14 protein-coding genes are annotated in these 13733 nt (G+C 33.0%); 13 read left to right on the top strand and 1 reads right to left on the bottom strand.

The genetic code is table 11. From position 1 onward, the window contains the following. The first annotated feature begins 211 nt into the window (after nt 1-211). From ACFFLS_RS07155 to ACFFLS_RS07120, 8 genes are all read left to right on the top strand, one after another. A complete protein-coding gene (locus ACFFLS_RS07155) occupies nt 212-436 on the top strand; it encodes a hypothetical protein (protein ID WP_379685850.1) in 225 nt (74 codons plus the stop codon). 165 nt (nt 437-601) lie between these two features. Beyond that, a complete protein-coding gene (locus tag ACFFLS_RS07150; protein ID WP_379685849.1) occupies nt 602-766 on the top strand; it encodes a hypothetical protein in 165 nt (54 codons plus the stop codon). Then, nucleotides 757-1482 (top strand): hypothetical protein, encoded by a 726-nt coding sequence (locus ACFFLS_RS07145; RefSeq protein WP_379685848.1) that lies wholly within the window; start codon nt 757-759, stop codon nt 1480-1482. Before ACFFLS_RS07150 ends, ACFFLS_RS07145 begins: the two co-directional genes overlap by 10 nt. Nucleotides 1483-1486: 4 nt before the next feature. After that, nucleotides 1487-2158, top strand: a complete 672-nt coding sequence (locus ACFFLS_RS07140; protein ID WP_379685847.1) for a hypothetical protein — start codon at nt 1487-1489, stop codon at nt 2156-2158. A gap of 355 nt (nt 2159-2513) precedes the next feature. Beyond that, nucleotides 2514-2954 (top strand): hypothetical protein, encoded by a 441-nt coding sequence (locus ACFFLS_RS07135; RefSeq protein ID WP_379685846.1) that lies wholly within the window; start codon nt 2514-2516, stop codon nt 2952-2954. A gap of 81 nt (nt 2955-3035) precedes the next feature. After that, on the top strand, nt 3036-3590 hold the full coding sequence (locus tag ACFFLS_RS07130) for a hypothetical protein (protein WP_379685845.1): 555 nt from the start codon (nt 3036-3038) through the stop codon (nt 3588-3590). Between the two features lie 190 nt (nt 3591-3780). Then, nucleotides 3781-6918, top strand: a complete 3138-nt coding sequence (locus ACFFLS_RS07125; RefSeq protein ID WP_379685844.1) for a metallophosphoesterase — start codon at nt 3781-3783, stop codon at nt 6916-6918. Between the two features lie 122 nt (nt 6919-7040). Further along, on the top strand, nt 7041-7550 hold the full coding sequence (locus tag ACFFLS_RS07120) for a hypothetical protein (RefSeq protein ID WP_379685843.1): 510 nt from the start codon (nt 7041-7043) through the stop codon (nt 7548-7550). 183 nt (nt 7551-7733) lie between these two features. Here the strand turns inward: ACFFLS_RS07120 and ACFFLS_RS07115 are convergent, their stop codons facing one another. Continuing rightward, complete coding sequence (locus ACFFLS_RS07115) at nt 7734-8120, bottom strand: helix-turn-helix domain-containing protein (RefSeq protein WP_379685842.1); 387 nt, start codon at nt 8118-8120, stop codon at nt 7734-7736. A gap of 351 nt (nt 8121-8471) precedes the next feature. On the opposite strand from ACFFLS_RS07115, the gene ACFFLS_RS07110 reads away from it, so the two are divergent. The 5 genes from ACFFLS_RS07110 to ACFFLS_RS07090 all read left to right on the top strand — a co-directional run bounded on the left by ACFFLS_RS07110 (nt 8472) and on the right by ACFFLS_RS07090 (nt 13511). Continuing rightward, nucleotides 8472-8666: a hypothetical protein gene (locus ACFFLS_RS07110; protein ID WP_379685841.1), complete on the top strand. Its 195-nt coding sequence runs from the start codon at nt 8472-8474 to the stop codon at nt 8664-8666. Between the two features lie 219 nt (nt 8667-8885). Then, nucleotides 8886-9686, top strand: a complete 801-nt coding sequence (locus ACFFLS_RS07105) for a hypothetical protein (protein WP_379685840.1) — start codon at nt 8886-8888, stop codon at nt 9684-9686. Nucleotides 9687-9734: 48 nt separating this feature from the next. Then, nucleotides 9735-11834 (top strand): NIDO-like domain-containing protein, encoded by a 2100-nt coding sequence (locus ACFFLS_RS07100; RefSeq protein ID WP_379685839.1) that lies wholly within the window; start codon nt 9735-9737, stop codon nt 11832-11834. Nucleotides 11835-11972: 138 nt separating this feature from the next. Then, on the top strand, nt 11973-12485 hold the full coding sequence (locus ACFFLS_RS07095; protein WP_379685838.1) for a phage tail-like protein: 513 nt from the start codon (nt 11973-11975) through the stop codon (nt 12483-12485). A 384-nt stretch (nt 12486-12869) separates the two neighbouring features. Then, on the top strand, nt 12870-13511 hold the full coding sequence (locus ACFFLS_RS07090; RefSeq protein WP_379685837.1) for a hypothetical protein: 642 nt from the start codon (nt 12870-12872) through the stop codon (nt 13509-13511). Nucleotides 13512-13733 lie beyond the last annotated feature (222 nt).

Raw genomic sequence — 13733 nt, 5'->3', positions numbered from 1 at the left:
AAATACTGAGTTAGAATGATATAAAAGAGAAAATTCTAATTGGTATATTTTCCCGAATAGGAATGAGATTCATCTGGATGAAGAGAACAAAAACATAAATGCAACATCGCCAGAGACTGTAACCATACGGGCTAAAAATATTGTTTTTGAGGATAGTGAAAGTATTACGCTAAAAGCTGGGACTGATATCGATAGTAAAGTTAATCGAGATATGACACAAATTGCAGGCAATAACATTACGATAAGTGCAGAAGGTAATCTTTTCGAAAAAGGTGATGAAAAAATTGAACTTATAGACGAAAAAATAACTATTAATTCTGCTGAAAGTATCGAAACTGCAGAGAAAATAAATATAAGTGCTACAAAAGGCGATATGGTATTGAAAGCTTCAAAAACGATTCATGCCAATAGTGGAGAAAATAGCAATTTCAACTAAATTTTCAAATTATGGCTATTATAAAAAACGCCAAAAATAGCATTCTAAAAATAAACAAGAGGCATGTTGTTTTGGCAAAAGAAATAGATAAAACTAGTGAGACTATAAAGTTAGTTGCTACATATGGAAATATAGAATTAAACAGTATACAAAAAATTATAAAAAATGGGAACATCAATTAGTCTTGGAGATTATGAACCGGAAAGAATACCAGAGCCTTGGGAAGAATCACAGTACAGAAGCCAAAGGAATGCATATTATGCACAAAGTATTGATATGGATATTAATAATTTAAGCATTGTGTTACAGCACTTACATCATTGGAGTTAAATGAATGTTTTAGTGATCCTGTAGAAAAGGATGAATATCTAAATACTGTTCCGAGAAAATGTTATTTGAGTGCTTTGACTATTTATATGGACAATAAAGGCAAAATAATAAAAGGCGAAAAAGTACTTACCACATTTAAACTAAAATATATCAATTATAAACCTGACCCTTGTTATGTTTTTGATTCATCATTTAAAACAAAGAAGGAAGTAGAACTTTGTGTGGATGGCAAAGAATTACATAATCATGTTATAAAAAATAAAAAGATTAAATTCAGAAACGGGAAGGAATACAATCTAAATTCATTTCATACCTATATTGTTCAGGCTTCAATTTGCAATCGTCGCCTTGATGTAAACTATACTCATCTGAAAGTAACTTCAAATCGCGATGAGCTAAACAAGAAGCTTAATTTACTTGGTATAGCCGTCAGTCTAGTAGGATTTGTAAACTTGCAAGCAATAAAAATTGCTGATTATTCAATTAAATTTTTGGCATTGGCTATATCCATAGAGCCACGGTTTAGTCTTGCAGAATATACTTACCCTATAAATGGCCCTGTCTATCTTGATAATCAGACTTTTTTTCAAGCTTATGAAAAGAAGAATTACAATGGATATGTGTCTGAGCAAAGAAAAGACGGGCCATTAATTACTAATCCCGAAGAAGATCTTTTAAGGCTTATAGTGAAAGATTATGGAGTAAAAATCGAATAAAAAAATGAAAATTATAACCACATTGCTAATCGCAACAGCATTTTTTTCTTGTACCAAAACAGACAAAATCAATCATTATTTAATCAAACCAATAACGCAACAGGAATTGATTGATAATGGTTTTTATAAATATTCATATACTTATAAAATAGAAGATAAAGATGGTATTAAGGATACTGTGGCATCTTTTGTAGAATATGAATTGTATTCGAACGTAAAACCTGAAATAGATAATAATGGAAGAATACATCCTCTTCAATTTTTAAACATGCGAGAAATGGATTCAATTGAGCGAAAAAAAAGATTTGAATATAGGCAAAAAGATCTAAATGATAGGATTATAACCTATCTCTTCAGAAATGATTCTTTGCTTTTTAAGGATATACGGGTATTTTCTCGTGATTATCCAAAAAAAGAAATTGCTGATCTTTCAACTGAAGAAAAAATTATAAGATATTATGACAGTATACAGATTCCTATAAAACCAGTATTTCAAGTTAAAACAAGTACAAAAGAGTATCCTACTATTTTTATGATTGATAATCATAAAGTTCGATTGTACTACAGTGAAAAAGATAAATCGTATGATATGTTTGTGAATTATCTATCAGATAATCATTATTTTGATATATTAGTTGAATGGTATGCAGGAAAAAAGATGTATAGACCGTATTAATTGTAAATATTTTACGCCCAGCTTCAATAGTTCGGATTTGTAATCACCCCCGCTCCCGCACGAATCCTTTCGTGTGGCGATATACTGATGAAATTCTAATTCTTAAAAGGTGTAGTATATCAAAATGAGTAAAAATTAAATAACGTAGAAACTTACCACGCGAAAGGATTCGTGCGGTAGCGGAGTTTTTAGGAGCAAATTCCTGCTATCCGTTTCAATCTTTTGTGCCGAACCCCGGCACAAAAGGATTTCCACTTCTATCAGGGCTAGGGTTTTGTATTTTAAAATAGCGATTATGGTTTTCCGTAATAGGATTGAAGGTGAAGGTTTTACTTTTATCGAAAAATAAATCACCATGAAATTACCTTTATATTTCCCAATTCTTTTTATGATTTTGAGTTTTAGTCAGAAAGAGCAAAATGAAACCAATTTAGCAATAGAAATTCATGTTTCAAAAATTGAAGAACAACAAATAGTTTTAAGAAATTTCACTTACGAAGATATCGCACGATATACCATGGCTACTATTATGGGGCAACCATCAAAAACAATCAAAGTAAGAAAAAAAGATAACTTATATTTTGTGTCTTACATCAGGAAATCTGACAATCAGAAATTTGATTATAAAATAAAGTTTAGCGGAAACAAAATTATGTGGGCAAATTTTGATGGAAGATGGCGAAATTCAAAATATGATGAAAAAATAACTTTTGAAGAAAAAGGAGACAAAATACGGATTATTCAAACTTTTGATGATAACTCTACAGATATTCAAGTATTCAAAAAAGGGGACTGAAATTTAAAATCAGGGGTTTTTACGTGGTGAGAAATTTAAATTAAATACGATGTTTGTTTTAACGATAAAAAATACTGTCATATGAAAGTCAATAAACTCATAATCACATTATCTTTCTTTGCGATTGTTTCGATAGGTTTTTGTCAAGGAGGAGCGAAAATCAATTCTGACGCCCGCCAATTTATTGAGAATGCAGAAATCACCCAAATAAATAGGGATTGGAATAAAAAAGCGGAGTTTACATCCGGTCTTAATGAAGTTGTAATGTTTTTTCCTATTGAGATAATCAATTTGAAGTCAAACAACACAATAAAATCATTGCAGATGGACATGGCATTAACCGATAATTATTTTAAGTCTTCGTGGATTGATTTGAATGAGGTTGAAGAATTCATAATTTTTATTGAACAATATGTTGTTCCAAATCTTAAAAACAAAACAGAAAAAAATCAATCAACCACATATATTTTTAATTCAAGAGAAATTGTATTTCGTTTTCAGATTCAAAATAGTACTCGAAGAATTTCTATTTATTTAAAAGATAATGGCGTAACAGATAATAGGCATTATTTCTGGACAGAATCGCAGGTAAGCAAAATTCCTGAATTGCTCACTATGCTAAAACAAATTAAATAATTTTTCTATTTCTCAAATAATCAGAGGTTTTTACTTAGCGATAGATTTAGATTATGCACGATGTTTGTTCTGTTTTACAAACAAAATCTAATACCTACTTGCCTTTTTTAATTTATTTCAACATTCATGTTTTTCATCAAAAACAAAAGCCTTAATACCAATAACTCACACCGAAATCAAAGCTTAAATTATGATTAGAATTTTACATCTTACCGACTTCCATTTAGATACAAGAACATTAAAAGATTGGAATAATTTTTATAAAGATGCTCTACTCGAGAAATTAAAAGAGTTAAATGAAATACGTCCAATCGATTTTATAGTATTCACTGGCGATCTTATTGATAAAGGAGGGAAAGACTTCAAAGGTGCAACAAAAGGATTTGAAGAATTTAAGATAAACGTTATATTACCAATATTAGAATTATTACAATTAGAAATTTCAAGATTTATAATAACTCCTGGAAATCATGATATAAATCGATTTGCCGATGGTAAAATTGACGAAAACGGTTTAAAATCCACACTCACTAATGCACAGGAAGTTATAGATTTTATGGATAAGGCGGAAAAATCTGGAACTTATCGTCACATAGAAAGAATTAAAGAATATAAAAATTTTGAATTTTCATTATATGAAAGTGTAGCAGATGAAAAATTACATTCACTATTTCAGTTTTCCTTACGTTTTAAAAACATAGCAGGAAAAAGTGTTGGTATAAGTTCTCTAAACTCTTCATGGAGATGTTATGATGATAATGATTTTGGCAACCTTTTTATAGGTGAAAATCAGGTTAATAATAATTTTAAATTTATCAAGGATTGTCATTTAAAAATTGCAATTGTTCATCACCAATTGGATTGGTTATCGCAAGTAGAAAAACAAACAATTCATTCACATATCAACAAAAATTTTGACATTGTCTTTTCAGGTCATGTTCATGAACATATGTCAAGTATGCATACTGGCTTTACTGGGTCATGTTTTCACAATGTTTCACCGTCAGGATTAAATCAAATTCGAAGTGACAAAACTCTGTTTCAGAACGGATTTACATTAGTTGATTACAATGATTCTATAACTTGTCATTATTTAAAATATAATCATGCTCAGCAAAAATTTGTAGACAATACAGACGTAGTGGAGAAAGGAATAAAAAAATTTCTAAGACCTCAAACGGAGTCTGAAGATGAATTAACTATTTATCGAGATGCAATAGAAAACATTAAAGAGGATCATTACTCCGACATGGATTTACATTTTATTAAAGGAAAAAATCAAGATGTTCAATTATCTGTTAAAACTGCTTTTATTTTTCCTCCAATCGATAATGGAAAAAGTTTTTACGATGAAAATCAAACAAATACTAATTTTAACGATATCCTAAACTCACATGAAAACATGATATTTTTGGGACCACAAGAGATAGGAAAAACAAGTTTATTATATAGATTAGTTGTCGAATTTGTGGATGAATTTGATATTTATACTCTGGTTCCTGTATTCATAGATTTCAATGAAATTAAAAACAAAGAATTTATTACATTAATCAAAGAATATACAAGATTAAGCACCGATAAAGTAAAAATATTATTAGAAAAAGGGAAATTCGTACTTTTGCTAGATAATTTAAATTGTCATGAGTCAAAAAACTTGGGAGTTCAGATAAATCGTCTTAATGTATTTCACAGCGATTATCCAAAAAATAGGATTATTACTAGTTATACACATGATAACTTAGAAATGCTTCCAACAGAAATATTTACTCATTGTAAAATTCCTTTTTCGTATCAATATATAAGAGGAATGAAAACAAAAGAGATAAAGCAAATAATGACTCAATGGTTGCCATCAGATGATGTCCTAAAAAATGAAGAAAATCTCGAAAAATTAGTTAACACTTTTTCCTCATATCATCTTCCTAACAATGCATTGTCAGTACATCTTTATTTATGGAGTCTGGAAAGTCATACAAAGCCAATTAATCAGGCCGTTTTGATGGAAATATATATCGAATTAATTTTAGAAAAACTTAGTACTGACAATATTTATAGAAGTAGTTTTGATTTTAAAAATAAGGTTCAGTTAATTTCAATGATAGCTGAAAAAATAATAGAAAAAGAAGATAACACTTATTATCTATCATACACTGAATTCTATAAAACAATTGAGGATTATTTAAAAAATAAAGTTGGATTTAATTTTGATGTAAATATTGTAATTAATTACTTATTTGAAAGAAAAATTTTCACTAAAAATAATGCCAATGAAGTAAAATTTTCTCATGTATGTTTTAGGCATTTTTTTACTGCAAGAAGAATGCAAGACAATCCAATGTTTAAAGAATTTATTTTAGATGAGTGCAGATACTTTAACTATCCTAAAGAAATTGATTATTATACAGGATTAGTTCGTAGTGACAGAGAAACCTTTATAACAATATATGAAAGGTTTAAAAAGCTTTTTGATCCAATGAATTTTATTTTAAAAAATTTGTCTCCAGATGACTATTTTGATATTAAGATAGAAAAGGGAGGACAAAAAATTAGCGACGAACCAATAGCTCGAAATATCGAAATTGCAAAAATTAAGGATAGTAGACCTACAGACGAACAAATTGAAAAGCAATATGATGAGCAGTTGGATAAAATATCTAATCAAAAACAAGAAGTTAAGGGAAAAAAACATATAGACTTTGACAGAATGATGCTAATAATGTGCAACGTATTAAGAAATTCTGAAGGATTAGAAGATCTTGATTTAAAAAAAAGAGCGTACAGAGACATAATAAAGCACAACCTAACATATTCTATTCTATATACCCAAGTTGTTATCAGATACATACAGGAAAATGAAAAACTTCCTCCATCAATTTCTCAAAATGTATCTTTAGAATCAATTCTAAAAAATATGCCATATCATATTCAATATTCTATTTATACACATTTAGGCACACAAAAACTTGGTACTGTAATTTTAGAAAAAATTATTAGTGATGGTATTAAATATTCAAAAGACTGTACTGAAATAGAAAAATTTCTATCAATAGCTCTTTATTCAGACATACAGGGAGAGAATTTTAATGTTTATTTACGAAAATTCGTAAAATCTGCTTCTACGGTTCCAACCCAGAACTATTTATTATTTAAATTAACAGATTACTTACATCGCCGTTCAAAGCCAGATTCTCCGAATGAAGAATTATATCTTGACCTTATTTCGGATTTGAAAATTCGTACACAAAAATTGCCGAAAAGAATGAAAGATACAATAATAAAGGATTTAAAAGAAAAGAAAAATCAGTTTACTAAATTCCTGTTAGATTAGTATCAATCCGTGCCCGCAACAATAAGACACAATAGAAATACTATGATAAAAGCTGTATAATTTATACAGCTTTTATTATATATTTATCATACTGAAAAAAAATCAAACAAAAACAACCCAAAATGAAAATCATAAAAACCTTATTTTTCTTTGCATTCTTAACATTTTTATCCTGCAAAAAAGTAGACAAATCATTTGAAACTCCCGAAAAAGTGGCTGCCCACACATTCGAAGTTCTTAAAAATATTGATAAAAAAACTAACGAAGAATTCCTGCAAGAAGTAATGACCTATCAGGAGTTTAAAGATTTGGCCAATAACCCAAATGCTAAACTTGGTGAAATTGTAAAAAGCAAATTCGAATCTGTATCAGAGGAAGCGTTTACAGATACTTCAATAAGAGATTTTAATGATATTAAAGAAACTGGTAAATCTTTTAATATTGACTGGAGTTCTATAACATTTTCTGAGTTTAAACATTTGGTTATTGAATATGACAATATGAAAGGTTTAAGAGTAGAAACATATTTCAAAAATAAAGATGGTCAAATTTACTTTGTGATATCTCAATCATTTTATGACGGAAAAGGGTATAGAATCGTAAAATTATCCGAAATAGTACCAAAAAGGTAATTGAAGTACCCGCTCTACCCCACTGTAGCGAGCGTCCCACTCACGAACACAATCTAAATCAATTTTTAAAAACTACACGTACACAATCGAGACGCTCGCGCCAGCAACAGGCTAATCAAAACAAAAAAATGCGCAAAAAACCCTTTTTGCGCATTTTCCATTATTATATCATAAATAAAACCTCTACTTCCCTCCCAACAACTTCTCCAAATAAGCAATCTTCTCCTTCTCTGCCGCGATCAAACGTTCGTACAGCTCAACAACTTTATCCATAGGATTAAAAGTACAGGCATTATAATTATTAAAATTATTATCAGAATCATTAAAAGTATTAAAGTAATTGATCACATTTTCTTCCGAAAAATTTTTGATAGCTTCTACGCTTACTTCAAGTGCTTTGGCGATTTCAAGGAGTTTTTCCTCGTCGATGTTTTCGCTGGCTTCCAAGTTAGAAATGGTTTGCTGACTTACGCCAATAGCAAGTGCCAAGGCCTCTTGTTTTATGCCTTTGAGCTCTCTAATACGATTGATATTACGTCCGATATGTCTTGTTTTTGCTGTTGTACTCATTGATCAAAGATATTTAAATTTCGTAATGCAAAAAGACCATTGGTAAAAAACAAAATTAATTGGTACGATACAAGTCCGTTTAGTTCTGCACCCTGTAATCTTTTACTTGCTTTGCAACTGATTTGTAAAATTAATCTTTCCAAGACAAAAATCCATTAAAAATTAACACCAATACCACTTCGGGTGTTAAAACAGCTAATTGGATCAGCAATACTAAAGCGCTGGTCACAAATACCTGTTGCTGTTTGGCAATGCCCAAACCATATAAATAGGAGAATTACAGCCAAAAAATCAAGCAGAATAAAACGCTCCACACTTTTCTAGAAAACAAACACAAATCGTTTATGCAAAATGAAAGCAAAACAAAACTATAACAAAGAGATATTAGTTATGATAAAAGAAAAATACGGTTTTTCTTTTGATTATATCCGAAAAGCCATACGCGGCGACCGCACCGGTATGATTCCCGACAGAATGAAGACAGAATACGAAAAACTGACCGATCAAGTCAAAAAAACAATTCTCATCGAGTCTCAAAAACTATAAATTATTTATAGCCTTTACGCCTTACAATTAGCTATTTCCTGTACCAGAATTGGGACAAAATAATAAATCGTTGCGTTATTAAGTCTCACTTTTGATCCTTAATAAGCTTGATTATTTTTTAAACACAGCACTTACAAGCCCAACGCCCCAGAAAACAAATTTCCTCCTCAAAAAAATACCACACTAGTACAATTATTAATTTTTAAAAATTCATGTAAAATGAAGAAAATTACACTTATGCTATTGGTAATTCAGAGTGGGATTATCATGGCACAAACCAAAACAGTCGTAACCCAATTTGGAGAAAAAGTGACCATAAACCCCAATATCGGCAACGGATTAACAGCCAATAACGGTTCTATAGAATTAGGAGGCACTTTGAGCGGTCCTGCACAATTGACGACTTCTTCAACAAATACACTGGCTTTTACTGGTTTAAGCACAGGAGCTGCTGCAGATGATATTTTAGTGACAGATGCCAGCGGCATTTTAAAAAAGGTAGCCGCATCGACCTTGCAGTTGGAGCCTTGGCAGATTAAATCGACCACCACAAAAGCAGGCTCTAATACCGATAATATCTTTCAGATGGGTCAGGTGGGCATTGGTACCAACAATATGCTGGGCACGGTAGACGCCAATGTAAAACTGGCCGTAAACGGCACTATTATTCTTCCGTCTTCCTATTATGCTGATTATGTTTTTGAAGATTATTTAGACGGTCAATCTAACATTAAGGCGGCATACAAATTTAAGACCTTGACCGAAGTTGAACAGTTTATTCTCCAAAACAAACATCTTCCTGGAGTAACAGGAATTAAAGATTTAGCAAGAAACGAAAAAGGGCAATACATTTTTAATATGAACGAGCTGTCGATTCAGTCTTTGGAGAAAATCGAAGAATTGTACCTGCACCTTATAGAGCAGAACAAACAAATCGAAGCCGACCAAAAAACGATCAGCGAGATGAACAGCCGCGTTGAAACTCTTGAAAAACTGGTAAAGCAACTCTTAGCACAATAGGCAAAACCCTAGTTTTTAGCCGAATAAATTATTTCAAATATTTTTTAGATGATACAAAATTTTAATAAAACCGGAAAAACAGGGTTTTGTTTCGCTCTTTTATTGGTTATGCTATTTTGGTTTCCTGCAAAAATACAGGCGCAGGAAGCTCAAGCAACACAATACGATCCTCTCTGGTATTATACACATGAAGCTGAAAGCAGCACATTTGTACCCTTAACAGGAGGTACAGCGGTAAGTGCAGTGAATGCAGATAATGCAGGAAAAGGTTCATTGCCTATAGGTTTTAACTTTACTATCGGAACTGCAAATTACAGCACTTTTTATGCGAGTTCAAATGGTTACATCACTCTAGGCGGCTCTATAAGCACCACATATTCAACTGCTAGTGCAACTGCGCTTGCAGCAGTAAATAGTGGTAGAGCTCTTTTAGCTCCTTTATGGGCAGACCTTAATGGTGCAACGACAGGATCTTTTTCATACAAGACTACCGGCACAGCTCCTAATCGAGTATTAACTGCCGAATGGAAAAATTGGAAATGGGATTATACAGCCACAGCAGCTGTAATCAGTTTTCAAGTAAAGCTTTACGAAGGAACCAATACTATTGAATATGTCTATAATCAGGAAGCCAATGCTGTTGTGAAATCAGCAGGTTATGAGGCGGCTATTGGCCTTTATTTTAATTATAATCGTATTTATAAGCAACTTTGGCTTACAGACTCAGGATCAAATCCAGGAAAATCTGAAGCATTGGTTCTTCCCATTATAGATCGCCCGGCAAGCGGACAGCTTTATCGCTTTAAACTCAATTCAGCAGGGACCTTTTATTATGGGCGGACAGTGATAAACCCAAATGGCGGTGTGTTAACAAATGGTTCTGATGGATTGAAAATTATATTAACCGGAGCAGGAAATATGCAGGTTTATAGAAAAAATGTAGGTCAGGTCTACTATGCTGGTGATATTCTCCCAACAGGTACATCGGATCCTTATCTTACACCAGGTACAATTCATGGTTTAGTACTTTCTGTAGGAAGTACGACTTTTGCGGGAGGAGAATTGTATCCTAATACTCTCGATCAAAGATTAAATATTATCAGTAATACAAAGCAATCTGATATTCAAAATGGCAATACGTATACTAATGTCATAAAATTATTGGCTGTAAAAAACGGCATGAATTATATACTTGAAGTTACCTATACCTATATTTATCCAGATTCAAAATTTCGTATCGATTATAAAGTAACTATACCTGACAGTAATACCGAAAATGTACGCCTTGCCCATGCTTATGACCCTTCTATGCCTGATCGTTGTCCAGGATTTGTAGCAGGAACTGCGCCATATTTTACTGTGGGTGCAACTATATCTTCACAGTATGAGGCCTTTCATTATCTTGATGGTGTACCATGGTCAGGTTATTATTCTGCCAGAACCTTACCTCTAAGTAGTGATTTGGGCAGCACAACTCCAAATCCGTGGATGGCTTTTAATAATACAATTGACCCAACTAATAATATAGACAATGGTATTGGTATATCAATGAATTTTGGTTCGACACCTGGTACTTTTACTAGTAGTAATATGTTAGTGTATGCATGTCCTGCTGGGGATACAGCACCAATTTTGACGGGTACTACGGCAAAAATATGCACGGGAGCAACATTTAATTTAAATAACTTTGTAACCTCTACGCCCCCAGCAGAAACAATACTGCAATGGAAAAATGCATCGGGAGTCATTGTGCCAGATCCGACAAATGTCACGGCTACAGGAAAATACACTGTAAGTTATTATGCGGCAGATTATGGTTGTGCTTCTTCTACGGCTTCAATTACTATAAGTAATGATGCGACCTGCTGTTTCAAAACAGGTGTTACAGCAGGCACGACAGAACCTATAAAAACTATAATTTCTTCACTCGATAGAGTTGCTGTACCGCGCAATATGTCAGACCCAAGAGCCGGAAGCCTTATACTCGAATCTAGCACAAAAGGATTTGTACTCACTAGAATTGCCTCACCAGAAACTGCTATCACCACTCCTGTAGAAGGAATGCTGGTGTACGATACAGTCGCTAAAGTGCTCAAAATGTATAATGGTACTGTATGGCGTGTTTTAGTACAATCTTGTCCAGATTAGGGGGGGGGTAAAAGTTATGAGTTATGGGTTATGTGTTATGAGTTATGCGTTAAGGGTTATGTGATATAAAAACAACTAATTCATTTCCACCCATTAGGTCTAACGCTTAATACCAAATTTTTAAAACAAAAAAAACGTATGAAAAATATACTATTTATGATTTTAGCCATTTTTGCGATGCCGTGGGCAAATGCCCAATCGAGCATTGGCAAAAACACACCGCCAGGAGGTTCAGGAATTCTGGACTTTAATGCAGGCGGCAAAGCGGGCATCGTATTGCCGTGGGTTACATCATTGCCAACAGGAACGGCTTTGGCAGGAGGCGTCATGATTTATAATGCGAACTTAAAAAAGGTAATGTATTATAATGAAACGAGCTGGGTAGATTTGTCAACCAAGACAGGTGCGGTAGATTTGTCTATCCAAACCTCAGTACCCGAAACCAATGCAAAAGGAACGGTAATAGGAGCGCAAAGCAGCGCTGTAGACGGTGTATTGGTTTTGGAGTCTTCCAACAAAGCGTTGATCCTGCCTAAAGTCGCCTCGCCTCACTTAAACATTATAAAACCAATGGCAGGAACAATTTGTTATGATACAGTAAAAAAACTGCTCTGCGTTTACAATGGTACTGAATGGACGTTTTGGAAGTAATATAAATGTAAAAACGTTCTGGTTTATCCGCTAGCGGGGAACATTGCTAACGCAATAAAATATAGCCTGCGGTTTCAACCGCAGGAAACGGTATGATGATACCCATTGCGTTCCCGTGGTTGAAACCACGGGCTATGTTTGCCCACGGCTGGCGCTAGCGTGGGACACAAAGTAAAAATCCGCGCTATCGGTTACAAATCTTAAACAAGAAAACGCAATTGCAATTCCACAAAAATTTGTAAGAATCCGTTTTGTTTCTATCTTTAGTCGTAGAAAACCAAAAGACATGAATACACCCAACAGAATCTATTTTTTAGGAAATCCGTATCCAAATGGTTACGCTGTATTATCAAGACAAGCAGATCAATATAAAAGCTCAAACGAATGAAAAAATTAATCCTTTTATCTATTATTGTATGCTCCTTTTCCTGCCACAACAACACTACCAAAACCGTTGAAAAATCGGATCAGCCAAAAGAAACGGAAACAATTTCTGAAAATCAACCTAAATCGGACAGCATCGTTGTAAAAGATTCGAAAAACGAAGTCATGAAAGAAGAGGATATTCTTTTTAATGGAAAACTAAAAAGATATTTCACTCTAAAAGAATTTGAAAATGCCTTGGGAAAAACCGACAGTATTAAATTAATGTCTGAAGAAGAACCTTGCTCCTATATTTTTGAAAACGAAGACGGCAGTAAAAATCTTGAAGACAAATATCTTTATAAAGACGGTTCGCGATTTGAAAACACAGAAGACAAAGTTGCTGTTGATGAATTCAGATTCACAAAAAACAATTTTATTTTATTTAAAGGAAAAAAACTAGACGGCAATTCAACCATAGCGGTTCTTCAAAAACTCTTTCCAAATGCGATTAAAAACATGGGGAACTTAGATGTTTACGGCGAAGGAACTTTACAAGTAATTCAGTTAAGAGAAGACGAAAATAATATCTCTGATGGACATGTCAAAGTATTTATTAAAAACGGAAAATTATATTATATGCATTGGTGGTTTCCTTGCTAAGTTTTAGATGTTTCTACTTAGTGTCGTGTTTGTTTACAAATTAACCCCGCTAGCGCGAGCGTCTCGCTCGTGAACACTATCTAAATCAATTTTAAAAACTATACGTGCACGAGCGAGACGCTCGCGCTAGCTGTGGGAAAAGGCTTTTGTGGATCCCCCGCTAGCGCGAGCGTCTCGCTCGTGAACGCTATCTAAATCAATTTTAAAAACTATACGTGCACG

The organism is Flavobacterium procerum (assembly GCF_042431625.1).
Classification (GTDB): Bacteria; Bacteroidota; Bacteroidia; order Flavobacteriales; family Flavobacteriaceae; genus Flavobacterium; species Flavobacterium procerum.
The sequence above is the reverse complement of the archived record's forward strand: the minus strand, read 5'-3'. Positions and strand labels throughout refer to the sequence as shown.

What these genes read in the sequence shown, in the direction of transcription:
- ACFFLS_RS07125 (WP_379685844.1), top strand. Translation starts at nt 3,781, where the DNA reads ATGATTAGAATTTTACATCTTACCGACTTCCATTTAGATACAAGAACA.
- ACFFLS_RS07105 (WP_379685840.1), top strand. Translation starts at nt 8,886, where the DNA reads ATGAAGAAAATTACACTTATGCTATTGGTAATTCAGAGTGGGATTATC.
- ACFFLS_RS07100 (WP_379685839.1), top strand. Translation starts at nt 9,735, where the DNA reads ATGATACAAAATTTTAATAAAACCGGAAAAACAGGGTTTTGTTTCGCT.
- ACFFLS_RS07110 (WP_379685841.1), top strand. Translation starts at nt 8,472, where the DNA reads ATGAAAGCAAAACAAAACTATAACAAAGAGATATTAGTTATGATAAAA.
- ACFFLS_RS07140 (WP_379685847.1), top strand. Translation starts at nt 1,487, where the DNA reads ATGAAAATTATAACCACATTGCTAATCGCAACAGCATTTTTTTCTTGT.
- ACFFLS_RS07135 (WP_379685846.1), top strand. Translation starts at nt 2,514, where the DNA reads ATGAAATTACCTTTATATTTCCCAATTCTTTTTATGATTTTGAGTTTT.
- ACFFLS_RS07095 (WP_379685838.1), top strand. Translation starts at nt 11,973, where the DNA reads ATGAAAAATATACTATTTATGATTTTAGCCATTTTTGCGATGCCGTGG.
- ACFFLS_RS07130 (WP_379685845.1), top strand. Translation starts at nt 3,036, where the DNA reads ATGAAAGTCAATAAACTCATAATCACATTATCTTTCTTTGCGATTGTT.
- ACFFLS_RS07155 (WP_379685850.1), top strand. Translation starts at nt 212, where the DNA reads ATGACACAAATTGCAGGCAATAACATTACGATAAGTGCAGAAGGTAAT.
- ACFFLS_RS07115 (WP_379685842.1), bottom strand. Translation starts at nt 8,120, where the DNA reads ATGAGTACAACAGCAAAAACAAGACATATCGGACGTAATATCAATCGT.
- ACFFLS_RS07120 (WP_379685843.1), top strand. Translation starts at nt 7,041, where the DNA reads ATGAAAATCATAAAAACCTTATTTTTCTTTGCATTCTTAACATTTTTA.
- ACFFLS_RS07150 (WP_379685849.1), top strand. Translation starts at nt 602, where the DNA reads ATGGGAACATCAATTAGTCTTGGAGATTATGAACCGGAAAGAATACCA.
- ACFFLS_RS07090 (WP_379685837.1), top strand. Translation starts at nt 12,870, where the DNA reads ATGAAAAAATTAATCCTTTTATCTATTATTGTATGCTCCTTTTCCTGC.